This window comes from Actinoplanes ianthinogenes, from assembly GCF_018324205.1.
GTDB classification, from domain to species: Bacteria; Actinomycetota; Actinomycetes; order Mycobacteriales; family Micromonosporaceae; genus Actinoplanes; species Actinoplanes ianthinogenes.
Genome location: NZ_AP023356.1, coordinates 8804275 through 8826412, shown reverse-complemented (window position 1 = coordinate 8826412; position 22138 = coordinate 8804275). Strand labels below are relative to the sequence as shown.

Sequence of the window (22138 nt, the reverse complement as noted above, 5' to 3'; positions counted from 1 at the left end):
GGCAGTGACCAGCTCGATCAGCCACCGAGACAGCATCCACCGGTGGACACTGAGTTGTAGGGCCTGAGAGCGGCGTAGGCGTCGGCCAGGCCCTTCTCGTTGCCGGTGGCGTCGGCGATGCCGGTGAGGTCGTCGGTGGCGATGCGGCGGGCGAAGTAGTCGGCCTGCACCGCCCAGCGGAAGCGGACCATGACCGCCAGGGCGCGCTCGGCCTCCGGGCGCGGGATCGGGCCGTCGGCCAAGTAGGACTCGATCAACGGGGCGGCGCAGGCGGTGCCGCCGGTGTACATGACGGCGGAGGCCAGATCGTACAGAAAAGGGCCTTTCATGGCGACGCTCCAGTCGAGCAGACCGCAAGTCCCGGCAGCCAGCCGGAATGCCTCGGGCGACGGGTCGGTGTGCAGCAGGCCCCAGGTCAGGGTCCGGGGAGCCAGGCGGTCGTAGGCCTCGACCGCCGCGGTGACGGCACCGCGGACCCAGGGGCGGACGCCGAGGTGCGCGGCGTGCGGGTCGACCCAGTGGAAGTGCTCCGTGCCGGGGACCGACACGTGCCGCAAGGCTCGATGCACCCGCGCGAGCGTCGCGCCGATCAGCCGCTGGTCAGCCTCCGAGCCGGTCAGCTCCTCCCCCGGCACCCAGGTCAGCAGCGCCAGGGGGATCCCCGCGACCTCGACGACCACCTCGCCGTCGCGGGTCGGCACCGGCGCTCCGGCCGCGATGCCCGCCTGATCGAGCGCCGCGGCGACCGCCAGCCCCGCGGTGAACGAACCGCGCGCGGCCGGCGCCACCGCTTTCGCGACCCAGCGCACGCCGTCCTGACCGACGAACCAGGTCGCCGAGTTCATCCCGCCGTTGTGGATCTCGACGCTCGCCCGGTCCAGACCCCACGCCGTCGCCAGCCGCTCCCGCAGTCCCCCGTCACTGATCATGCGCCGATCTAAGCAGGCGCAGGGCGGCCTCGTCGGCCGTGTCCGGCGCCGCCGAGTAGGTCAGCAGGCGGTGGCCGTCGTCACCGGGCAGGTGCAGGGCCTGGTAATCCAGGGTCAGGTCGCCGACGAGCGGGTGGTGCAGGTGCTTGGTGCCGGCGGTGCAGACCTGCACCGGGTGCCGCGCCCAGCAGGCGGCGGACTCCGGGCTCTTCACGGTGAGCTCGCCGACCAGCGTCGTCAGCTCCGCGTCGTCGGGGTAGCGACCGGCGGCGATGCGCAGCGCGGCGGCCGATCGGCCGGCCTCCTCGTCCCAGCGCCGGTACAGCTCGCGGGTGTGCGGGTCGAGGAACAGCATGCGGGTGAGGTTCGGCCGGTCGGCGGGGCGGTCCGGCGCGGTCCGGTCGTGGTGGCCGGCGAACAGCAGATGGCCCAGCTCGTTCCAGGCCAGCACCTCGGTGCGGCGGCCCAGGACCAGGGCCGGCACGTCGCGCATCGCGGTGATCAGCTGGACGACGCCACGGCTCGCCCGGGCCGGGCGGGCCGGGCGGCGGCGTTTCGCGGGCCGGGGGCGGGCCAGGTCGTGCAGGTAGGCGCGCTCGTCGTCGGTGAGCACCAGCGCACGGGCGAGCGCCTCGATCACCGACGCCGAGGCGTTGTGGCTCTGGCCCTGCTCCAGGCGGGTGTAGTAGATCGGGCTGACGCCGGCCAGCTGGGCCAGCTCCTCGCGGCGCAGCCCGGGGACGCGGCGCTGCCCGTACGAAACCAGCCCGACGTCCTCCGGCCGCAGCCGTGCCCGCCGGGTCCGCAGGAAGTCCGCCAGCTCGCTCTCCATGCCCCCATCCTGCCCGCACCGGTCCGGCCCTGCCTGTCCCTGCCGGTACCAGTCAGAGCAGTGGTCTGGTTGCATCGGCCGCCGCGGCTGACGGTGGCGGCATGACACACACCGTCGCCGCACCCGGCACCGCGCTCAGCGGCCGGGACCGGCTCGTGCTCGCCGTCCTGCTGACCGCGAGCTTCACCCTGGCCGTGGACTTCTCGATCCTGAACGTCGCCCTGCCGGTGATCGGCGCGGACGTCGGGCTGCCGCTGTCCGGACTGCAATGGATCGCCACCGCGTTCGCACTGTCCGCCGCCGGCTTCACCCTGCTGTTCGGCCGGGTCGCCGACCTGGTCGGCCGGCGCCGGCTGTTCCTCGCCGGCATCGCCGTGCTCGGCGTCTCCTCGCTGGCCGGCGGCCTGGCCACCGGCCCGGTGCTGCTGCTGGCCGCCCGGGTCGCACAGGGCCTGGCGACCGCGGCCGTCACCCCGGCGGCGCTGTCGCTGCTGACCACGTCGTTCCCGGAGGGGCCGCGGCGGGAGCGGGCGCTCGGGCTCAACGGCGCGCTGATGGCGGCCGGCTTCACCACCGGCGCGATCCTCGGCGGGTTGCTCACCGACCTGCTCAGCTGGCGGTGGGCGTTCTTCGTCAACGTGGCGGTCGCGGTCGCCGTGCTGGCCGTCGCGCCGCTGGTGCTCGCCGAGAGCCGGCCGGAGCGGCGGCCCCGGCTGGACGTTCCGGGCGCGGTCACGGTCACCGGCGGGCTGCTGGCCGTCGTGTTCGGACTGACCAACGCCGGGGAGCACGGCTGGGCGGCGCCCGGCACGTGGGGCGCGCTGGTCGCCGGGTCCGGGCTGCTGGTCGCGTTCGCCGGGATCGAGCGCCGGGTGCCCGCGCCGCTGGTCCCGGTCCGGATCCTGGGTCAGCGCCGGATCGCCTGGGGCAATGCGGCCGGAGTGCTGGCCTTCGCCACCGAGACGTCGCTGGTCTTCCTGCTGACGCTGTACCTGCAAGAGGTGCTCGGGTTCGCGCCGCTGGCGGCCGGGCTGTCGTTCGCGGTGCTGGGGCTTGGCACCGTGCTCGGCGGCGTCCTCGGGCCGAAGGTGATCGCCCGGGTCGCGCAGCCGCCACGGGCGCTGGCGCTCGGCCTTGCCGTGCAGGCCGCGGCCACCCTGCCGCTGATGTTCCTGGGCGGCACCCGGGCCTCAATGCCGGTGCTGCTGGCCGCCACGTTCGCCGGTGGGGTGGCCAACCTGGTCGCCATCGTCGGGTTCATGGTCACCGCCACCTCCGGCCTGGCCGACAGGGAGCAGGGGCTGGCCGCCGGGCTGGCCACCATGAGCCAGCAGATCGGCATCACGCTCGGCATCCCGGTGATGTCCGCGATCGTCGGCGCCACCCTGCCCGCACTCGGGACCGAGGACGCGATCCGCACCGCGATCGGCGTCGACACCGCCCTCGCCGCGCTCACCGCCGGCGCCGTCGCCCTGGCCGTGGTGCGCCGGCCGACGCGGTGACCGCTCCCACTTTTGCTTCCTGCGACAAAAGTTGAGGCGGCTTGATCGGAAAGATGGACAGTGACATTCAAAACTTTTAATGTCCCGGTAACAACGACATCGATGTTCATAGAACTAAGCAATCGACACGTCGTGGGGCATCAGGGTGCCGATGTCGCTGTTCATGCCCGGAATGTCCCGGTTAGGACTGCCATGCGACCGTACCGCTGGGAGACCGGCGCCGTCACCACCCTGCTCACCGCCGCTCTCCTGCTCGCACCCGCCGGCCCGGCGGCCGCGCACGACATCGATCCCAGCAACTTCCAGCAGGTCACCCTCGCCAAGGGCGAGCCGGAGGTGGGCGAGCCGATGAGCCTCGCGGTGCTTCCGGACCGCTCGGTTCTGCACACCGCGCGAAACGGAACGCTGCGCCGGACCGACGCGTCCGGCACCACCGCCGTCGTCGGGACACTCCCCGTCTACTCCCATGACGAGGAAGGTCTCCAGGGCGTCGGGGTCGACCCCGGCTTCGCCACCAACCGGTTCATCTACCTCTACTACGCGCCGCCGCTGAGCACCCCGGCCGGTGACTCGCCCGACGCGGGTGCGGACTACTCGGTCTGGCAGGGCGTCAACCGGCTGTCCCGGTTCACGCTGACCGCCGACTGGAAGCTCAGCGCGGAGAAGACCGTCCTGGACGTGCCCGCCTCCCGCGGGATCTGCTGCCACGTCGGCGGCGACATCGACTTCGACGCGGCCGGCAACCTGTACCTGTCCACCGGCGACGACAGCAACCCGTTCCAGTCCGACGGCTACGCGCCGCTGGACGAGCGGGCCGGGCGCAACCCGGCGTTCGACGCGCAGCGCACCGCCGGCAACACCAACGACCTGCGCGGCAAGATCCTGCGGATCAAGGTCAACACCGATGGTTCGTACGCGATCCCGTCCGGCAACCTGTTCGCGCCGGGCACAGCCGGGACCCGGCCGGAGATCTACGCGATGGGCTTCCGCAACCCGTTCCGGCTCAGCGTCGACAAGGCCACCGGCGTGGTCTACGTCGGTGACTACGGCCCGGACGCGGGCGCCTCGTCGAGCCGCGGACCGGGCGGGCAGGTCGAGTTCGACCGGATCACCGCGCCGGGCAACTTCGGCTGGCCGTACTGCACCGGCACGAACACGGCCGCCGAGACGTACGCCGACTACGACTTCGCCACCGGGACGGTCGGCGCGAAGTACGACTGCGCGGGCGGGGCGACCAACAACTCGCCGCGCAACACCGGGCTGAGCAAGCTGCCCCCGGCGAAACCGGCCTGGATCCGGTACGGCGGCGACGCCGGCTCGCCGCCCGCGTTCGGCACCGGGTCGGAGTCGCCGATGGGCGGGCCGGTCTACCGGTACAACGCCGCGAACACCTCGGCCACCAAGTTCCCGCAGGACCTGGACGGGCACTTCTTCGCCGGGGAGTTCGGCCGGGGGTGGATCAAGCCGATCCACGTGGGCACCGACGGGTCGGTCGGGGAGATCTCCACCTTCGCCTGGAACGGCAAGCAGGTGATGGACATGGCGTTCGGGCCGGACGGGGCGCTGTACGTGCTCGACTACGGCACCGGGTACTTCAACGGGGACGCCAACTCGGCGCTGTACCGCTACGACTACGTGGGTGGTGGCAACAAGGCGCCGACCGCGGTGGCCTCGGCGGACAAGACCTCCGGGCAGGCGCCGCTGACGGTGAACTTCTCGTCGGCCGGGTCCTCCGATCCGGAGGGTGGCGCGCTGAGCTATGCGTGGAAGTTCGGCGACGGTGCCACCTCGACGGCGGCGAACCCGGCTCACACGTACGCAAGCAATGGCACCTATAACGTCACGCTCACCGTGACCGACCCGCAGGGCGCAACGGGCAGCGGGGGTGTGCAGATCGGGGTCGGCAACACCGCACCCACCGTCACGATCAACGCCCCGGCGAACGGTCAGCTGGTCAGCTTCGGCGACACCGTTCCGTTCAGCGTCACGGTCAGCGATCCGGAGGACGGGACAGTCACCTGCTCGCGGGTGAAGATGACCTATGTGCTCGGGCACGACCAGCACGGCCACCAGATCACCTCGGCGAACGGCTGCTCCGGGTCGATCACCATTCCGGTCGACGGCGAGCACGACTCGGCGGCGAACATCTTCCCGATCTTCGACGCCGAATACGCCGACAACGGCGGGCTGATCACCCACAAGCAGCACATCCTGCAACCGCGGCACCGGCAGGCCGAGCACTTCAAGACCTCGTCCGGGATCAACACGTTCGACAAACCGGAGGCCGAGGGCGGCAAGACGGTCGGCGACATCAACAACGGCGACTGGATCGCGTTCGAGCCCTACAACCTGGCGAACGCCAAGACGTTCAGCGCCCGGGTCTCGTCCGGCGGCGCCGGCGGCACCCTCCAGGTCCGCGCGGGCTCGGCGACCGGGACCGTGCTGGGCTCGGCGACCGTGCCGGTGACCGGCGGCTGGAACGTGTTCACCGACGTCAGCACGGCGATCACCAACCCGCCGGCCGGCACCACCACGCTGTACCTGACCTTCTCGGGTGGCGCCGGCGCGCTGTTCGACGTGGACGCGTTCACCTTCACCACCGGCGGCACCGGCCGGGTTGTCGGCTTCGCGAACAAGTGCCTGGACGTCAACGGCGGCGCCACCGCCGACGGCACCAAGATCCAGCTCTGGACCTGCAACGGCTCGGGCGCACAGACCTGGCAGATCAACGGGCAGGTCTGGCGCAACCCGCAGTCCGGCAAGTGCCTCGACGTGTCCGGCGGCGGCACCGCCAACGGCACCAAGGTGCAACTCTGGACCTGCAACGGCTCCGGCGCTCAGAACTGGGTCGCCTATCCCGACAAGACGGTCCGCAACCCGCAGTCCGGGCGCTGCCTGGACGTCTCCGAGGTCAAGTCCGACGACGGCCAGCAGATCCACATCTGGGACTGCCTGGCCGCCGCCAACCAGCTGTGGAGCCTGCCATGAAGCGCATCCTTCTCCTGTTGGCGCTCGCCATTTCCCTCGTCCCGACGCCCGCGGCGGCGGCTGATGCCGCTTACGACGTGCTCGTCTTCTCCAAGACCGCCGGGTTCCGGCACGACTCGATCGCGGCCGGCATCCAGGCGATCCGCGACCTGGGTGCGGCGAACAACTTCACCGTCACCGCGACGGAGTCCCTCAATGCAGCCGATTTACCGAAATATGAGGCCGTAGTCTTCCTGAACACCACGGGAGACGTTCTCGACGCCGCTCAGCAGACGGCGTTCGAGTCCTACATCCGGGGTGGTGGCGGATTCGTCGGGGTGCATGCCGCCGCCGACACCGAGTACGACTGGCCGTTCTACGGCGACCTGGTCGGCGCCTGGTTCGCCTCGCACCCGGCGATCCAGCAGGCGACCGTCAAGATCGAGGACCGGGCGCAGGCGGCCACCGCCCATCTGCCGCAGTCCTGGACCCGCACCGACGAGTGGTACAACTACCGCACCAACCCGCGCGGCACCGCGCACGTGCTGGCCACCCTCGACGAGGGGTCCTACTCCGGCGGCGGGATGGGCGCCGACCACCCGCACGTGTGGTGCAAGACGGTCAGCTCCGGCCGGTCGTTCTACACCGGCGGCGGGCACACCGTCGAGTCGTACGCGGATCCGGCGTTCCGGGCGCACCTGCTCGGCGGCATCCGGTACGCGGCGGGACGCAGCCACGCCGACTGCCGCCCGGAGACCGGGTACACGCCGCTCTACAACGGCTCGACCACCGGCTGGTCGCAGGCCGGGCCGGGCGGGTTCGGCAACGCCGACGCGACCCTGTCGTCATTCGGCGGGATGGGCCTGTACTGGTATTCGGCCAGGCAGTACACGGACTATTCGCTGAAGCTGGACTGGAAGATGACCGGGGACGACAACTCCGGCGTCTTCATCGGCTTCCCGGCGTCGCCGGATCCGTGGTCGGCGGTCGACAACGGCTACGAGATCCAGATCGACGCGACCGACAGCGCGGATCGGACCACCGGGTCCGTCTACACGTTCAAGGGCGCCGACGCGGCGGCGCGGGACGCCGCGCTCAACCCGCCGGGTGAGTGGAACGGCTACGAGATCCGGGTCGAGGGGGAACACCTCCAGGTCTTCCTCAACGGCGTCAAGATCAACGACTTCACCAACACCGATCCCGTACGTTCACTGGCCGGTTACGTCGGCATTCAGAACCACGGGGACGCCGATCACGTCTCGTTCCGCAACGTTCGCATCAAGGACCTCGCCGGTGTGAGAACAGGCCGGGTGGTCGGCTTCGCGAACAAGTGCCTGGACGTCAACGGCGGCGCCACCGCCGACGGCACCAAGATCCAGCTCTGGACCTGCAACGGCTCGGGCGCTCAGACCTGGGCAATCAACGGGCAGGTCTGGCGCAACCCGCAGTCCGGCAAGTGCCTCGACGTGTCCGGCGGCGGCACCGCCAACGGCACCAAGGTGCAACTCTGGACCTGCAACGGCTCCGGCGCTCAGAACTGGGTCGCCTATCCCGACAAGACGGTCCGCAACCCGCAGTCCGGGCGCTGCCTGGACGTCTCCGAGGTCAAGTCCGACGACGGCCAGCAGATCCACATCTGGGACTGCCTGGCCGCCGCCAACCAGCTGTGGACCCTGCCCTGAGTCCCACCGCGGCCAGGCCGGCGATCCGGCCTGGCCGCGGGTCCGGCTGTCACCCGGCCGGATCCGGGTTGTCGGTGACGTGGTCCAGCTGGACCAGGGACAGGATCATGTCGGCCGGGGAGCCGACCGGGGCGTACAGGGTCAGGGTGGACTGGTTGTCCCGGTGCCGGGCGGCGAGCCGGTGCAGGGCCGAGACGCCGGCGCTGGCCAGGTGGGTGACGCCGGCCAGGTCGAGGGTCAGCGACCGTCCACCGGACGAGCCGGCCTTGAGTGCGGCCGCCTCCAGCTTGCGCACCGTGACCGTGTCGACCGGACCGTCGAGCCGGATCCGGGGGCCGGGCGCGGACGGCTGATCCAGCACGACCAGCAGGTCGGCCGGGGGCGCCGAACGCACATGCGGGGTCCAGGTAAGACTGTCGGCGGCGTGCAGACACGCGGGACAGCTCGGCCGATGGGTCACGGTGGCGGTGGTGCCGTGCTCGTCGTGTTCGATGCTCAGATTGTCGGTGAGCTGGGTGACCAGGCGCAGCCCGAGCCCGCGGTCCGCCGACGGCGCCGGTGGCCGCCAGCGGCCCTGATCGGCCACCCGGACGATCGCCTCGCCGGCCGGGGTGAGCGTGGCGGTGACCGTGACCGGGTGCGGGCCGGGCACGTCGAGGTACGCGTGCTCGGTCGCGTTGGTGGCCAGCTCCACCACGGCGTGCAGCAGCACCCGGGCGTCCTCGTCCGGGACGCGGGCGGCGGCCAGCCACTCCCGGAACCGGTCGCGGATCCGGGCGAGCACGACCTCGCCGGCGGTCAGCCGCAGCGTCAGGTCGGCGGGCGGCGGCACGAGCTGCCCGGCCAGCAGGGTGATGTCGTCGCTGTACCCGGTCAGCCGGGTCTGGATCTCCAGGATCTGGGTGCACACCCGGTCGGCCATGGACTCGGGATCGCCGGGCAGGGCGCGACCGGCGGCGATGTCTCCGGCGACCTGCGCCAGCTCGACGGAGCTCTGTGCCAGCTCGCGACCCGGCCGCTCCAGGATGCCGTCGGTGTAGAGCAGCACCAGCTCGCCGGGGGCCAGCCTCTGCGACCCGACCGCCTCGCCGGTGAACGCGCCACCGACTCCGAGCGGACCGGCCCCGGTGACCGGCAGGTAACGGGCCTCGCCGCCGGGCGAGACGATCAGCGGCGGCGGATGCCCGCCGGTGCAGTACTCCACGTCCCCGGTGACCGGGTCGAGGACCAGCACGCAGACGGTGGCGGCACGGGCGCCCCGGATCCGGCCGGCCGCCGCGTCGAGCGCCCGCAGGGCCGCCGGGATGCCGGCGCCGGTGGCCAGCTGCTCGTGCAGCAGGATCCGCAGCTGACCCATGGTGGCCGAGGCGGCCACGCCGTGCCCGACCACGTCACCGACCACCATGGCCACCCGCCCGCCGGGCAGGGCGAGCGCGTCGAACCAGTCACCCCCGGCCGCGGTGTCGGTGTCGGCCAGCAGGTAGCCGGCCGCGAGCTGCACCCGGGGCAGCACCGGCACCCCCGACGGCAGTAGCTCCCGCTGGAGCGTGTCGATCAGCTCGCGCGCCTGCTCGTAGCGGCGTTCCGCCTCCGCCGCACGCCGCTGGTCCGCCTGCCGTTCCCGCACCCGCTCGGTGACCTCGAACATCACGACGGTCACCCCGGCGATCGCGCCGTCCGGACCGGTCCGCGGGGCGAGCAGCAGGTCGATGAAGGACTCCTTGCTGCCGCCGGTCGTCGGCATGTCCACCTGTACCCGCCACTCCCGCAACGTCAGCGGCTGCCCGGTCGTGTACACCTCGTCCAGCGGCTGGAACACGTGCTGACCGGTCATCGTGACGAACACGTCGCGGGTCAGGCCGCCGACCATGTGCGGTCGGTCGGCGAACACCCGGTAGGCCCCGGTGGCCGCCACGATCCGATGGTCCGCCCCCTCGGTCGCCAGGATCAGCAGCGGCGCCTGGTCGAACACCCGGGCGATCACCGCTGGATCCCCGGCGAGGTGGGTCAGGTCCTCAGCCATCCCCTTATTCCATCAGCATCGGGGGGATGCGGGCTCGCCCCGGCGGCCCCACATCGCAAATCAACCGGAGGCCTTCACTCCGGCGGGCCGGCCGAGGCCCCGCCGGCGGTCAGCGCGGCGTCCGCGCCGAGAACGGGCGGCAGGGCCGGCGTGTCAGGTCAGGCGGCCGAGGAGGCCGGGTCGCCGGCTCGACTCGGTCACGCAGAGGGGGCACCGGCCTCCTCGCATTCCTCGACGGTCTCGCTGCCGACGGCGAGCGCCCACTCGTAGTAGTCCGAGACCCGGTGATTGCCGAAGCACTGCACCTCGGTGCCGAAGCTCACCCGGCGGACGTGCCGGGAGGCAGGTGCTCGACCGGAAGCTCCGCGATCATCCGTACGGCCTCGGCGCTCGTCGAGCACGCGGCGCACCATCGCACCGAGCTCGTGCGATAGATCGGCCTCCGGCACCTTGTCGCCGAGGCCATCGCTCCGACTCGTCCACTGGCGGCAAAGGCCTCAGCCATACACCCACAAGACGGCCCGGACGGTGTCGCTGCCCGGGACGACGGTGCTGACGCCGGCGATCCGGCCCCGGTTGTTGATGGCCGAAGCCGCGGCCGTCCCACCGGCGTGCGGCAACCGGACGGCCCGCTCGTCCTGCCAGAGCACCGCGTCGATCCCGCCGGACGCGTCGACGCCCATCCCGACGACCTGGTCGCGGTCGTTGACATCCGCCACGATCAGGCCGGTCGCGCCGACCGGAGGTTTGACGGGCGTGAACCCGCCGTCGTGCCACAGCACGCCGTCCTCGTAGTCGCCCTCGTCGCCGCGGGTGGTGCCGAGAACGTGGCCCCGGTTGTTGATGGCGTCGGTGGTGGCCTGCTCGTCGCTCAGCATCTCGCGCTGACCGTGGGACCAGCGGACCGGTAACGAGATGCCGTCTCCGTGGAACCGGCCGCCCAGGTCGCCGCAGATCTGCCCGGCATCGTTCACATCATGGGCCACGGCCGGCTCACCGGCGAGGTCGACCAGCGCCCCGCCCCGCCACAGGACGGCGCGCTCCTCACCGCTGCCGGTGAGGGCGCGGCCGACGACGTCACCCCGCTCGTTGATCGCCTCGGCGGCCGAGAACTCGCCGCCCGGCAGCGTGCCGAGGTCGGTCATCCGGCCGCTGCGCCACCGGAACGCGTGCTGCGCGTTGTCGGCGGTGGAACTCCAGCCGACCGCCTCGCCACGGTTGTTGACGTCGGCGACGACGGTGACGCCGCCTCCCAGGTCGCCGAGGTCGGTGAGCCGCCCGGCGGTCCACAGGTACGCATGGTCGGCCCGGTTGACCGCCACCTGGCCGAGGTCGTTGACGGCGACCGCGGAGCTGTCGTCACCGGCGCCGAGGTCGATCACCCGCCAAGCCGGCGCGGCGGCCGCAACTCCCGGCGTGGCCAGCATTGCGGCCGTGACCAGCACAGCAACGATCTTTGTGGACATCGCATCCCCCTTGCGAGTCGCTTTCCGCTCAGACTCCCACCGACGCGCAAGGGGTCCCTGCGGGTCGACGGCGGCGGCGTCACGGCAGGGGCCGGCTGAGCACGGAGCGCGACAGAACGGACGACCCGAGGCGGTCAGCCGACCAGCAGCAGCACGCCGGCGACCAACATCACCGCCGCGGTGGCGCCGTGCACGCCGTACGCAATCGCCCTGGGTCCCTTGCTGCGCAGCACGATCAACATGTCGCCGACCGGGATGCCGGCAGTGACCAGCAGAAACCACCCCAGCACGGCGGGGGTCGCCACGGCCAGCAGCACGAACAGGACGACCCCCAGGGCGGCGTCGCGTGCGGCCTTGACCGAGATCCACGCGCGGAAGGCGGGATCGTCGACCGGCGTGCCCGGGATGCCGAAGCCCGTCACGGTCCGCGGCGCGCGGACCGCATTCACCGCGATGAAGAGAATGCCGGCGCCGATCAGCGCGGCGAGCACGGTGGCGACATTGACGATCATGATGATTCCTCCCCTGACGGCAGCGACGCACCTAGCGCCGCTAGCAACAATAGCGACGTTAATCTGTCCTCGACAGAATGTCTAGCGTTGCTATGCTGTCGTCATGTCCGCTGTCAGCGAGCGCCGCGAACGCGAGCGCGCCCACCGCCATCAGCTGATCGTCACGGCCGCACGCGAGCTGGCCGAGACCGAGGGCTGGGGGTCGGTGACCACGCGACGCCTGGCCGACCGGGTGGAGTACAGCCAGCCCGTCCTCTACAGCCACTTCCACGACAAGGACGCCATCGTCGCCGCGGTCGCCCTGGACGGCTTCGACGAGCTCGCCACCTGTCTGCACGCCGCGCGCCAGAGCGCCGGCGGCCCCGGCCCGGTGGCGCTGCACGCCGTCGGTCAGGCCTACCTGGCGTTCGCGACCGGGCGCCCGGCGCTCTATCAGGCCATGTTCATCCTGCCGACCCGGCTGAAATTCGCCAGCGAGGAGACCCTGCCGCCTCTGCAGGCCTGTTTCGACGCGTTCGTCGAGTGCTTCGACCCGGGCAACGAGCGCCGTGAGCTGTTCGCCGAGGTCATCTGGAGCGCCCTGCACGGCATCGCCGTGCTGGCCGACAGCGGCCGCATCCCGGCGGCCCATCAGGACGAACGCCTCGACTTCCTGGTCAGCCGTTTCTCATGACCCCGGGCCTCGCGACGACGCGCCGCCGTCCCCCGCTGCCCGCAGCGAACGCGACCCCGCCCAGTCCGGCCGCCACCGCGCAGAGCAGCAGCGTCGCCCGATAACCGAGGTGCTCCACCGCCAGCCCGGCCAACAGCCCGGAGACCAGCAGCCCGGCGGTGGTCGCGTTGGCGAACAACGTGGTCGCCCGCCCGGTCTCCGGCGCCAGCAGATCCTGGAAATACCGGATCCCGGCCGCCGCCACGATCGCGATCCCGATGCCCCGGAACACCTGCCCGGCCAGCAGCATCGGCAGACCCGCCGACACGACCGTCAGCACGTGATAAACCGCCATCGAGCCGAACCCGCCAAGCATCAACCCCCGCTGGCCGATCCGATCCGGGAGAGCCGCCAGCCCCAGCGTCGCCGCCACCTCGACGACCGCGCACACGCTGAACAGCACACCGATGGTGGCCGCCCGCTGGTGCAGCTCCCGCGTCACGAACAGCGGCAACGCCAGTCCCCCGGCGAACATCGCCGTGAAGAACAACGTGACACTCACCGTGAGCAGGATCGAAGCCCCACCCGCCGACGGCGCCACCGCCGCCACCGGCCGGGGCGGCGGCACCACGAACACCGTCAACCCGGCGAGCAGGAACACACCGGCGGCGGTCCACAACAGCCACGAGTACCCGCCCCGGGACAGCACCGCCGCACCCAGCAACGGCCCGATCGCCCAGGCCAGCGACCACGCCGACCGCAGCAGCGGCGCGGATCGCTGCCCGGCGGCCCCCTCCCCGAGCACGGCCCGCGCCAGCGCGAACATCTGCGGGAACGCGGCGCCCAGCGCCCCCAGCACGGTCCCGGCCATCAGCAGCAGGACCGGGAAGCTGGAGACCCGGGGCAGCAGGGCATAGCCGGCCGCGCCGAGCAGGATCACGGCGATCGCGTACGTCCGGGCGGGCCGGCGGTCGAAGCGGCGTCCCAGCCACCAGCCGATGGTGATCCCGCCGACCGCGAACACCGAGGACCACACCCCGATCTGGACCGGCGTCAGTCCGGCCACGTCCGCGGCGAACAGGACGATGTACGAGTGGGCCATCGAGTCCGCGATGCCGAGCAGCAGGACGGCGGCGAACAGGGCGAGGAAGGGCACGTGGTCTTCGTACCGGGAAGCGCTCTCCCGCGACAGCGAATAACGCCCGCTACCGCGCGTACTTCTCATAGTCGATGATCGGCGCGGTGCCGGTCAGCGGAGTGGGATCCTGATAGCGAACCTCGTAAACCCGCTCGGTGAACTTCCAGCCGTCGAGAGTGCGCTGGTATCGATCGTGGTAGATGGCCCAGTTCAGCTCCACCCGGCCGTCGCGGCCCCGGCCCAGCTCCTGCATGTACGTGCGGCCGACCGCGGCGTCCCCGTCGATCCGCAGATAGCCGGGGTGGCTGTTCTGCAGCAGGAAGTCGACGATCTCGGGCACCTTGCGGCCCCACGCCCGCAGTTGCTCCCGGCCGACCAACTCGGCCGGGATGTTCGGCATGCGCAGCGCGCCGTCCTCGGTGAACAGCGACGCCGCCCGATCGTAGTCGCGCGTCATCACGCAGTCGGTGAACTCGGCGCGCAACGCGTCGATCTCCACCCGGTCAGCGATGGCCTGGAAGTCACTCATACCGACATCGACGAAACAGCCCGGCGCAACGTCAGGCGCACCGGAGCAGACTTCACATGCTGTCGACCCAGGCCGGCAGCGGCTCGCAGGCGCTGCGCCAATCGGCCGGAATCCCGGCGAGCCCGGTGCGGCCGGCGATGATCCCGCCCACGATCGCGCAGGTCGTGTCGATGTCACCGCCGGGCAGCGCGGTCGCCCACAGCGCCTCGGTCAGGTCGTCGAGATGCGCGGCGGCGCACCAGATCGCGTACGGAACCGTGTCGACCGCCGAGATCTGCATCCCGCAGCCGAGCATCCCGGCCACATGCCGCGGGTCGGCCGTCAGGGCGACCCGGCCGGCGCGCCGCAGCCGCGACCCCACCTCGCTGTCCGGCACCCACTCGGCGACCGCCCCGATCAGCTCCTCCCCCGCGATGCCCCGGACGCTCAGCGCCGCCGCGATCGCCACCGCCACGGCGCCCGCGGTCGCTTCCGGATGCGCGTGGGTGACCGCCGCCGACCGGTCCGCCTCGGCCGCGACCAGGTCGAGGTCGTCGACGAACCAGGCCCCGAGCGGCGCCACCCGCATCGCCGCGCCGTTGCCCCATGAGCCCATCCCGTCGAACTGCCGCCCGGTCACCGCCGGCCACGCCTCGCCCTGACCGATCGCGATCAGCACGTCGTGCATCGACGCGCCGTAGCACCGGTACGGGTCGGCCGCGTAGGCGTCCGCGAACGCCGTGGCCAGCGCATCCTGCTCGACCCGGCCGTGCCGGTCCAGGATCCGCACCAGCGACAGCGCCATGGCGGTGTCGTCGGTCCACGGCCACGGGCCGTCCTTGACCTCCCGCCCGGCCACCGCCGCCTCGACCTCGGCGGCGGGACGGAAGAACCACGTCTCCCCGAACGCGTCGCCCATCGCGAGCCCCCGCAAAGCCGACACCGCCGCTGCCCGATTCACCATCCCTCCATGATCCACACCCGGGGCAACCGGTTAAACGGCGCCTTGTGATCCGCGCCACTGCTGCATACCATCCAGGTGCGTCAATAGAAACACCACCGGGTTTCAAATTGCTCGCACCCCCTGGAGATGCACACATGCGCGCTACCCACCGCTTCCTGGGCGCCGCCGCCGCGGCCGTCCTGGCCGCCACCACGATCAGCACACCAGCAACGGCCGCCGCGCTGCGGGAGGTCATGTTCGTCGGCAACAACTGGGAGGGCACGGCCGACGTCATCACGTCCTCCGGCGACTTCGCGAAGATCGGCCGGATCAACGTGGTCCCGGACAAGAACCAGCGCCTGACCGAGATCTATCTCAACCCGATCAAGCTGATCTACTTCCTCGGCATCCGCAACGGGCCGGGCGAGGGGCACGACCAGCTGGTCGACGACCTGTACTCCACGCCGGACGGCACCGCTCTGGTGGCGTCACGGCCCAGCTTCGCCGACGTCGTCTCGATCGACCTGACCACCGGCAAGCTCAAGTGGCGGTTCCCGGTCTCCGGTTACCGCGCCGACCACATGGCGGTCTCACCCGACGGCACCAAGCTCGCCGTCTCCGCGTCGACCTCGAACACCGTGCACGTGCTGGACATCGCCACCGGCAGGCAGCTCGGGTCGTTCGCCACCGGCGACAAGCCGCACGAGAACGTCTTCACCAACGGCGGCCGGTACATCTGGAACATGTCGATCGGCAACGTCGAGACCGATCTGGACAGCCCGCTGCTGGACTGGACCAAGGGCGACCGGCACATCACCGTGGTCGACACCACCACGTTCCAGACCGTGAAGACCATCGACATGCGGTCCCGCTTGGACGCCTTCGGCCGCGGCGACCTGTCCAACGCGGTCCGGCCCGGGGTGTTCACCCCCGACTTCGCGAAGCTGTACTTCCAGGTGTCGTTCTTCAACGGCGTCGTCGAGTACGACGTCGCCACCGACAAGATCACCCGGGTGAAGACGCTGCCGAAGAACCCGGCCACCAGCGACGACCGGACCACGTACGTCAACGACTCCCGGCACCACGGCCTGTCGATGAGCCCGGACGGCAGCAAGCTGTGCGTCGCCGGGACGATGGACGACTACACCACCATCGTCGACCGGGCCACGCTCCAGGAGGGCACGCTGGTCCCGGCGGCCAAGCCGTACTGGGCCACGGTCAGCGGCGACGGCCGCGCCTGCGTCATCTCGGAGAGCGCCGCCGACCAGGTCACCGCGATCGATTTCGCCACCGGGCAGAAGGTCACCTCGGTCGCGGTCGGCGACCACCCGCAACGCGTCCGGCTCGCGCACGTCCCGGCCGGCTGGACCGGCCCGACCGGCTGACGACCTCGGGGCGCGGGACGGCCGTCCCGCGCCTCACCGGGTCTCAGACCCGCGCCTGCCGCCTGCGGGTCAGGACGACCGCGCAGATCACCAGGACGACGCCGACCGCCAGGAACGGCAGCGTCTGGCTGATCGATTCCGATCCGACCATGACCTCGTGCAGCGTGGTGAGCGCGAACGTCGGCGCCGCCGCGATGAGCAGCCGCTGGTCGGCCGTGGCGAACCACAGGAAGACCGTGGCGGCACCCACCGCGGCCGCCACCGCCAGCACCCGCGACATCAGATCGACATTGTGCAGACCATCGATCGGGACCAGGTGCAGCGCCAGCACACCGGCCGTCACCAGCGCCGCGTTACCCCGATCCACCCGCGGAACGTCGCCGGGCCGCCAGAGGCCCGCGATCATCAGCGGCAACGCCACGACCGGCGCCCACCACTGCGGCAACCCGTTGAGATACAGATACTGCGACACCGCGGTCTGCCCCGCGATCGCCACCACGGCCAGCCCGATCGCCAGCCGCTGCCGCCTCAGCCAGAGCGCCACCAGGGCCGCCGCCGACAGGACCAGATTCAGACCCAGATCTTTGAGTACGAGTAAAGGCGCGTCCAGTCCGCCGAACCGGAACGCCTCCTCCATGTCGTCCAGGGCGACCAGCACACCCAGTGCCAGCACCGCCAGGGCGGCCAGCTGCACGCCCTGCCACACCAGGACGGCGGCCGGACGCTCCGCCGCGCTGCCGCCGCGCACCCGCAGCCCGCCGCGGACCAGCGCGATCGCCTGCCGCGGCTCGGGCCAGCGGCGCCCACCGGTCTCGTCGGCGACCAGCACCTCCAGGAGCTCGTCGGCGCGCTCCCGCCGGTAGTCGGCCGGGTAGGCCCGTAACAGCGCCCGATATCGGCGTTCCAGGATGTCGACACTCATGCCGGCGAAGTCCTCCACGTCGGTCGTTGGGTCAGCCTCTCGTGCACGACACGAGCCGCCTGTGCGAGCCGGTCCGCCTCCTGGGCGAGCACCTGATGACCGCTCTCGGTCAGCCGGTAGTAGCGCCGGGCCCGGCCGTTGACGATCTCCTCGCCGTCCGCCACGACGTAGCCCTCGCCGAGCAGCCGGTCGATCACCGAGTACAGCGAGCCGGCGGCGAGCTTGACCTGGCCCGCGGACAACTCCTCCACCCGCTTGACCACGGCGTACCCATGCAGGCGGCCGTCGAGCAGCGCGGCCAGCACGAAGTAGGACGGCTCCCGCAGGGAGACACGCGAGGTTGATCGCATGGCGACCGAATATACAAGTAGCGTGTATATAGAGCAAGCAGAGCCATGCCCGGCTCTCACTACCGCGAAGACCGCGTCCCCTCGGCCCGGACCGGGTCGCCGACGGTGATGGTGCCCTCGTTGAGCGGGACGACCCGGATGCCGAACCAGACCTGGCCGTCCCAGCGGCGGTGTCTGGCCAAGGTGCGGATGGGCTCCTTGCCGCTCCGGCCGGTGGCCGGGTCCAGCGTCGTCACCGCGCAGCGGTCGCAGTGTTCGGCGAAGCGGAAGCGGACCTCGCCGGCCTGAACCTCGTTCCAGGTGTCCTCGGCGAACGGGGGCAGGTCGCCGTCGATCACCAGGTTGGGGCGGAAGCGGGACATCTCCAGGGGGGCGCCGCCGCCGTTCTGCGCGATCCAGTCGTCCAGCTGCCGCAGTGACGGGAGCGTGGCGAGCAGCAACGGGGCCGCGTCAGCGAAGCTCAGCACGTCGCCGGGGCGGCCGCCGTGTGCCTCCGACATCGGGCGGCGGGCCGGGTCGGCCAGCCACACCAGGCGCACCCGCCGACCGAGCGCCTCACTCAGCCACGCGTCGGCCGGGTCGCCCGCGGAGACCGCGTGCCCCACCCCGCGCAACCGCACCTCGACCGGCGGGCCGTCGACCGGCTCGTCGACGTGCAGGTCGGGACGGCCCCCGGCACGCAACCGGAGACCCTGCCCGGTCCGGGCAGCGGAGACGGTGACCATGTCGTGGTGCTCGCCGGCCCACAGCTTCTCGCCCGACGGGTCGACCACCATCCACCGGCGGTCCCCGCTGATCCCCCACGGCCGCACCTCGGCCTCACGCAGCGGCTCGCCGCGCAACGACTTGACCGGATAGCGCCACAAGTCCGAGACGATCATGACCGGACAGGATAACAAACGCCGGTTTGTGGCGGTTTATCAGGTGCTTCGCCGTTACTCGCCGAACCACCGATCATGCGGAAGGTGCGACTCCGTCACAGCCGTTCGCACGCATATTTGCCGGTACCTCGCCGAAGGGAACAGAGGAGACGATCGCGGAGGTGATTTTCCGGATGGTTCCGGAACAGGTCGGCGACTGGGTGCTGCACGAGCTTCCCCGCCTCAACGAAGCCATCCTGAAAGATCACGCGCCACCCGAGCTGCTGATCACCGAGCTGCACGAGCACGTCCTGGACCATCTGCCGGACATCGTCCAGCTGACCCCGGCGCAGGCGCAGCGGCTCGTGGTGCACCTCGGGTTCGTCGGCGCCTCGGTGGCCCGGCATTTCCAGGAGCACACCGAGGGCGGCATCGAGCACCCGGAGCGTGCCTTCGACCCGCTCGTCGTCGACGACCACATCCCGTTCCGGACCTACTTCGCGACGCTGGCCGCGCACACCGGGACCGGGCACTACGAGCGGGACAGTTACGCGTCGCTGGTGCGGTGGAACGTCGGCACGGTACGGGTGCGGCTGCACGACGAGGTGGTGGCCGAGCTGCCCGGGGTGTTCAACGACGGCCGGATCCGCAGTTACACCGGCACGGCCGGGGAGGAACGGTTCTTTCTGCTGGTCAAGCAGGGCGAGGCGATCGAGCTGGCGGTCAACTGTTTCCTGGAGCCGATGACCCGCGAGCATGCCGATCTGATCGGGGAGAGCGCGCGGCATCGCGTACAGGAAGCAACTGTCCTGTTGGGCGCGCTGCGCCGCCTCTTCATCGATTTCGCGGCCTTGCCGCCCGAGCAGACCATGGCCGCCGAGGTCTTCATGGACGTGTTCCGGCAGTTCGCCGCGCACTGGACGCCGGGTGACATCCCGCCCAGCGGGGCGCTGGACCCGGAGGCGCTCAAGCGGGATTTCCTGCTCGGCATCGCCGAGGAGGGTTACGACCAGCAGGCCCGGCGGCTCTTCCCGGCGCTGCTCGAACGCGAGCGCGAGGAGATCGACGACCTGATCGTCGCGCCCACCCTGCCGCAGCGCCTGCTCGCCGAGATCGGGGTGGACGAGTCCACGCTGCGGCTGTCCGACGAGGGCGACCTGCGCCGGCTCGTCGCCCACCACCCGGCGCTGATCGACTGGTACCGGCTGCTGGCCATGCACGCCCGGGTCTCCGGGGCGCACCTGATGCTGAGCAAGAAGTTCCTGTTCAAACCGCAGCGGCAGCGCGACGAGGCCGGGATCGGCGACCGGAAGCTGGTGTCGAACCGGGCCGGCACGACCGGGATGACCGAGACGTTCCTGGAGCGGATCACCCGGGCCCGGCAGAACCACGCCCTCGCCGCTCTGCGCCCGGTGCTGATCGGCGAAAACCCGGACAGCGTTCCGGAGACGGGGGTACGTTCCGGACGGGGAGCGGCCGCGCCGGTGGCGCTGGAACTAATCGGGTGAGCGCGACGGACGACGAAGCCGGGGGCGGGGTGCGGACACGGGGGCGCGGCGGCACACGCCACCCGATGCCCACGCTCGGGCGCGACCAGCTGATGGCGCTGATCGACTACACCTCGGCGGTCATCTACATGCGCGACTCCGACGGGCGGTATCTGCTGGTCAACCGGGAGTACGAGCGGCTGTTCGGGCTGCGCCGTGAGGACATCGTCGGGCTCACCGACCACGACCTGTTCCCGCTGGAGATGGCCGACGCGTTCCGGGAGAACGACCTCCAGGCGCTCGCCGGCGGCGTGCCGGTGCAGATGGAGGAGCAGGCGCCCGGCGATGACGGGGTGCGCACGTACCTGACCGTCAAGTTCCCGCTGATCGACCAGGTGGGGCGGCCGTACGCGGTGGCCGGCATCTCCACCGACATCACCGAGCGCAGCCGCGCCGAGGCCGCCCTGCGCGACAGCGAGGAACGGTTCCGGCTGCTCGCCGAGCACGCCCAGGACATCATCTTCCGCTATCGGCTGGGCCCGGACCCGGCGATGGAGTACCTGAGCCGCGCCGTCGAGCCGATCACCGGCTTCCCGGCCGAGGCCTTCTACGCCGACCCCGGACTGATCATGAGCCGGATCGAGCCGGAGGACCGCCCGATCTTCGAGCAGTCGTGGCGCTCCTCCCGCTCCGGGACGATCACTTTCCGGCTGCGCCGCCGCGACGGCGAGACGGTCTGGATCGAGCAGCGGGCCAGCACGGTCACCGGCGACTCCGGCGAGCTCGTGGCGGTCGAGGGCATCCTGCGCGACGTCACCGAGCGGATGGCCGCCGAACGCGAACGCGCCCAGCTCGAGCACCAGCTGCGCCAGTCGGAGCGGCTCGACTCCCTCGGGCAGCTCGCCGGGGGCATCGCCCACGACTTCAACAACATCCTCGCGGTGATCTCCGGGTACGCCGACATGCTGGTCGACGAGCTCGGCGACGAGCATCCGAGCCGCCCGGACGCCACCGGGATCAAGCAGGCCGCCGCCCGGGGCGCGGCGCTGACCCGCCAGTTGCTGCTGTTCAGCCGGTCCGAGCCGTCGAAGCCGGAGCTGCTCGACCTCAACGCGGTCGCCTCGGACATGCTGCGGCTGCTCGGGCGGACCCTCGGCGAGGACATCGAGCTCGGCACGGTGCTGGTCCCGTCACTGCCGCCGGTCGTCATCGACCGCAGCAAGCTGGAGCAGGTGGTGATGAACGCGGTGCTCAACGCGCGGGCCGCGATGCCGTCCGGCGGCCGGCTCACCATCAGCACCGGTCTCGAGCACGGCGGTGACGGGGAGGATCAGGTCTGCCTCGCGGTGACCGACACCGGGTGCGGGATGACACCGGACGTGCTGGCCCGGGCGTTCGAGCCGTTCTTCACCACGAAAGGGCGGGGCAGCGGGACCGGGCTGGGGCTGGCGACCGCCTACGGAGTGGTGACCGACGCGGGCGGCACGATCAGCCTGGAGTCGGAGCCGGGACGGGGCACCACGCTGCGGGTGCGGCTGCCCGCCGGGGCGGAGGGCTCGCCCGGGGTCAGCCCGCCCGCGCCGGCCGCCGCGCCCTCGGCCGGCGACGGGTGCCGGATCCTGGTGGTCGAGGACGAGGAGCAGGTCCGCGACATCGTCTGCCGGCTGCTCCGCAAGGCCGGGTACCAGGTGTTCGCGGCGCCGCACCCGGCCGAGGCGCTGCGGATGGTCCGGGAGGACGGGCTCGCCTTCGACGTGCTGCTCAGCGACGTGATCATGCCGGGGATGTCGGGGACGCAGCTGGCCGCGGAGCTGCGGCGGGAGCGGCCGGACCTGCCGGTGCTGTTCATGTCCGGCTACACCAGCGGGCCGGCGCCGGGTGGGCAGGAGATGCCGGCCGACGCGCCGCTGATCCGGAAGCCGTTCGAGTCGCAGACGCTGCTCAACGAGGTCCACCGGCTGGTCACCGAGCGGGTCTGAG

At 71.4% G+C, this 22138-nt stretch carries 19 protein-coding genes; 7 read left to right on the top strand and 12 right to left on the bottom strand.

Features of this window, described 5'->3' with window-relative positions; all coding sequences use genetic code 11:
• Nucleotides 1-17 precede the first annotated feature (17 nt).
• Both Aiant_RS39815 and Aiant_RS39810 read right to left on the bottom strand, forming a co-directional pair.
• Entirely contained in the window at nucleotides 18-929 is a 912-nt protein-coding gene (locus Aiant_RS39815) for a phosphotransferase enzyme family protein (RefSeq protein ID WP_189329826.1), read from the bottom strand.
• Complete coding sequence (locus Aiant_RS39810; protein ID WP_189329825.1) at nucleotides 919-1761, bottom strand: helix-turn-helix domain-containing protein; 843 nt, start codon at nucleotides 1759-1761, stop codon at nucleotides 919-921. The genes Aiant_RS39815 and Aiant_RS39810 overlap by 11 nt, the downstream gene beginning before the upstream one ends.
• Before the next feature lie 101 nt (nucleotides 1762-1862).
• Here Aiant_RS39810 and Aiant_RS39805 point away from each other — a divergent pair, with 101 nt between their 5' ends.
• The 3 genes from Aiant_RS39805 (at nucleotide 1863) to Aiant_RS39795 (ending at nucleotide 7912) form a co-directional block, all read left to right on the top strand.
• The gene (locus Aiant_RS39805) at nucleotides 1863-3263 is read left to right on the top strand and encodes an MFS transporter (protein WP_189329824.1); all 1401 of its coding nucleotides are present in this window, start codon (nucleotides 1863-1865) and stop codon (nucleotides 3261-3263) included.
• A gap of 192 nt (nucleotides 3264-3455) precedes the next feature.
• Nucleotides 3456-6251, top strand: a complete 2796-nt coding sequence (locus Aiant_RS39800) for a PQQ-dependent sugar dehydrogenase (protein WP_189329823.1) — start codon at nucleotides 3456-3458, stop codon at nucleotides 6249-6251.
• Nucleotides 6248-7912: a ThuA domain-containing protein gene (locus Aiant_RS39795; RefSeq protein WP_189329822.1), complete on the top strand. Its 1665-nt coding sequence runs from the start codon at nucleotides 6248-6250 to the stop codon at nucleotides 7910-7912. The genes Aiant_RS39800 and Aiant_RS39795 overlap by 4 nt, the downstream gene beginning before the upstream one ends.
• Before the next feature lie 49 nt (nucleotides 7913-7961).
• Here Aiant_RS39795 and Aiant_RS39790 read toward each other — a convergent pair whose 3' ends face one another.
• The 4 genes from Aiant_RS39790 to Aiant_RS39775 all read right to left on the bottom strand — a co-directional run bounded on the left by Aiant_RS39790 (nucleotide 7962) and on the right by Aiant_RS39775 (nucleotide 11913).
• Nucleotides 7962-9935: a SpoIIE family protein phosphatase gene (locus tag Aiant_RS39790; RefSeq protein WP_189329821.1), complete on the bottom strand. Its 1974-nt coding sequence runs from the start codon at nucleotides 9933-9935 to the stop codon at nucleotides 7962-7964.
• A 197-nt stretch (nucleotides 9936-10132) separates the two neighbouring features.
• Nucleotides 10133-10336: a hypothetical protein gene (locus tag Aiant_RS39785; protein WP_189329820.1), complete on the bottom strand. Its 204-nt coding sequence runs from the start codon at nucleotides 10334-10336 to the stop codon at nucleotides 10133-10135.
• A gap of 96 nt (nucleotides 10337-10432) precedes the next feature.
• Nucleotides 10433-11401, bottom strand: coding sequence for a hypothetical protein (locus Aiant_RS39780; protein WP_189329819.1), 969 nt, complete (start codon nucleotides 11399-11401; stop codon nucleotides 10433-10435).
• A 134-nt stretch (nucleotides 11402-11535) separates the two neighbouring features.
• Complete coding sequence (locus Aiant_RS39775; protein WP_189329818.1) at nucleotides 11536-11913, bottom strand: DUF4267 domain-containing protein; 378 nt, start codon at nucleotides 11911-11913, stop codon at nucleotides 11536-11538.
• A 103-nt stretch (nucleotides 11914-12016) separates the two neighbouring features.
• Between Aiant_RS39775 and Aiant_RS39770 the strand changes: the two genes are divergently transcribed.
• Complete coding sequence (locus Aiant_RS39770; protein ID WP_189329817.1) at nucleotides 12017-12586, top strand: TetR/AcrR family transcriptional regulator; 570 nt, start codon at nucleotides 12017-12019, stop codon at nucleotides 12584-12586.
• Here the strand turns inward: Aiant_RS39770 and Aiant_RS39765 are convergent.
• From Aiant_RS39765 to Aiant_RS39755, 3 genes are read right to left on the bottom strand one after another with little or no spacing between them, the layout of a single operon-like run.
• Nucleotides 12570-13721 carry an MFS transporter gene (locus Aiant_RS39765; RefSeq protein ID WP_189329816.1) on the bottom strand — a complete coding sequence of 384 codons (1152 nt, stop codon included), beginning with the start codon at nucleotides 13719-13721 and terminating at the stop codon, nucleotides 12570-12572. The two genes, Aiant_RS39770 and Aiant_RS39765, sit on opposite strands and share 17 nt — an antisense overlap.
• 49 nt (nucleotides 13722-13770) lie before the next feature.
• Entirely contained in the window at nucleotides 13771-14232 is a 462-nt protein-coding gene (locus Aiant_RS39760) for a nuclear transport factor 2 family protein (protein WP_189329815.1), read from the bottom strand.
• Between the two features lie 52 nt (nucleotides 14233-14284).
• Nucleotides 14285-15175: an ADP-ribosylglycohydrolase family protein gene (locus tag Aiant_RS39755; RefSeq protein ID WP_189329814.1), complete on the bottom strand. Its 891-nt coding sequence runs from the start codon at nucleotides 15173-15175 to the stop codon at nucleotides 14285-14287.
• Nucleotides 15176-15309: 134 nt separating this feature from the next.
• Here Aiant_RS39755 and Aiant_RS39750 point away from each other — a divergent pair, with 134 nt between their 5' ends.
• Nucleotides 15310-16539 carry a YncE family protein gene (locus tag Aiant_RS39750; protein ID WP_189329813.1) on the top strand — a complete coding sequence of 410 codons (1230 nt, stop codon included), beginning with the start codon at nucleotides 15310-15312 and terminating at the stop codon, nucleotides 16537-16539.
• A gap of 43 nt (nucleotides 16540-16582) precedes the next feature.
• On the opposite strand, the gene Aiant_RS39745 is transcribed toward Aiant_RS39750, so the two are convergent.
• From Aiant_RS39745 to Aiant_RS39735, 3 genes are read right to left on the bottom strand one after another with little or no spacing between them, the layout of a single operon-like run.
• Nucleotides 16583-17461 (bottom strand): hypothetical protein, encoded by an 879-nt coding sequence (locus Aiant_RS39745; protein ID WP_189329812.1) that lies wholly within the window; start codon nucleotides 17459-17461, stop codon nucleotides 16583-16585.
• Complete coding sequence (locus Aiant_RS39740) at nucleotides 17458-17811, bottom strand: PadR family transcriptional regulator (RefSeq protein WP_189329811.1); 354 nt, start codon at nucleotides 17809-17811, stop codon at nucleotides 17458-17460. Before Aiant_RS39740 ends, Aiant_RS39745 begins: the two co-directional genes overlap by 4 nt.
• A 59-nt stretch (nucleotides 17812-17870) precedes the next feature.
• Nucleotides 17871-18692 (bottom strand): MOSC domain-containing protein, encoded by an 822-nt coding sequence (locus Aiant_RS39735; protein WP_189329810.1) that lies wholly within the window; start codon nucleotides 18690-18692, stop codon nucleotides 17871-17873.
• A 173-nt stretch (nucleotides 18693-18865) separates the two neighbouring features.
• Here Aiant_RS39735 and Aiant_RS39730 point away from each other — a divergent pair, with 173 nt between their 5' ends.
• Both Aiant_RS39730 and Aiant_RS39725 read left to right on the top strand, forming a co-directional pair.
• Nucleotides 18866-20179: a hypothetical protein gene (locus tag Aiant_RS39730; RefSeq protein WP_189329809.1), complete on the top strand. Its 1314-nt coding sequence runs from the start codon at nucleotides 18866-18868 to the stop codon at nucleotides 20177-20179.
• Between the two features lie 65 nt (nucleotides 20180-20244).
• The gene (locus Aiant_RS39725) at nucleotides 20245-22137 is read left to right on the top strand and encodes a hybrid sensor histidine kinase/response regulator (protein WP_189329808.1); all 1893 of its coding nucleotides are present in this window, start codon (nucleotides 20245-20247) and stop codon (nucleotides 22135-22137) included.
• The last annotated feature ends 1 nt before the right edge of the window (nucleotide 22138 follow it).

What these genes read in the sequence shown, in the direction of transcription:
- Aiant_RS39815 (WP_189329826.1), bottom strand. Translation starts at nt 929, where the DNA reads ATGATCAGTGACGGGGGACTGCGGGAGCGGCTGGCGACGGCGTGGGGT.
- Aiant_RS39810 (WP_189329825.1), bottom strand. Translation starts at nt 1,761, where the DNA reads ATGGAGAGCGAGCTGGCGGACTTCCTGCGGACCCGGCGGGCACGGCTG.
- Aiant_RS39805 (WP_189329824.1), top strand. Translation starts at nt 1,863, where the DNA reads ATGACACACACCGTCGCCGCACCCGGCACCGCGCTCAGCGGCCGGGAC.
- Aiant_RS39800 (WP_189329823.1), top strand. Translation starts at nt 3,456, where the DNA reads ATGCGACCGTACCGCTGGGAGACCGGCGCCGTCACCACCCTGCTCACC.
- Aiant_RS39795 (WP_189329822.1), top strand. Translation starts at nt 6,248, where the DNA reads ATGAAGCGCATCCTTCTCCTGTTGGCGCTCGCCATTTCCCTCGTCCCG.
- Aiant_RS39790 (WP_189329821.1), bottom strand. Translation starts at nt 9,935, where the DNA reads ATGGCTGAGGACCTGACCCACCTCGCCGGGGATCCAGCGGTGATCGCC.
- Aiant_RS39780 (WP_189329819.1), bottom strand. Translation starts at nt 11,401, where the DNA reads ATGTCCACAAAGATCGTTGCTGTGCTGGTCACGGCCGCAATGCTGGCC.
- Aiant_RS39775 (WP_189329818.1), bottom strand. Translation starts at nt 11,913, where the DNA reads ATGATCGTCAATGTCGCCACCGTGCTCGCCGCGCTGATCGGCGCCGGC.
- Aiant_RS39770 (WP_189329817.1), top strand. Translation starts at nt 12,017, where the DNA reads ATGTCCGCTGTCAGCGAGCGCCGCGAACGCGAGCGCGCCCACCGCCAT.
- Aiant_RS39760 (WP_189329815.1), bottom strand. Translation starts at nt 14,232, where the DNA reads ATGAGTGACTTCCAGGCCATCGCTGACCGGGTGGAGATCGACGCGTTG.
- Aiant_RS39755 (WP_189329814.1), bottom strand. Translation starts at nt 15,175, where the DNA reads ATGGTGAATCGGGCAGCGGCGGTGTCGGCTTTGCGGGGGCTCGCGATG.
- Aiant_RS39750 (WP_189329813.1), top strand. Translation starts at nt 15,310, where the DNA reads ATGCGCGCTACCCACCGCTTCCTGGGCGCCGCCGCCGCGGCCGTCCTG.
- Aiant_RS39745 (WP_189329812.1), bottom strand. Translation starts at nt 17,461, where the DNA reads ATGAGTGTCGACATCCTGGAACGCCGATATCGGGCGCTGTTACGGGCC.
- Aiant_RS39740 (WP_189329811.1), bottom strand. Translation starts at nt 17,811, where the DNA reads ATGCGATCAACCTCGCGTGTCTCCCTGCGGGAGCCGTCCTACTTCGTG.
- Aiant_RS39735 (WP_189329810.1), bottom strand. Translation starts at nt 18,692, where the DNA reads ATGATCGTCTCGGACTTGTGGCGCTATCCGGTCAAGTCGTTGCGCGGC.
- Aiant_RS39730 (WP_189329809.1), top strand. Translation starts at nt 18,866, where the DNA reads ATGGTTCCGGAACAGGTCGGCGACTGGGTGCTGCACGAGCTTCCCCGC.
- Aiant_RS39725 (WP_189329808.1), top strand. Translation starts at nt 20,245, where the DNA reads ATGCCCACGCTCGGGCGCGACCAGCTGATGGCGCTGATCGACTACACC.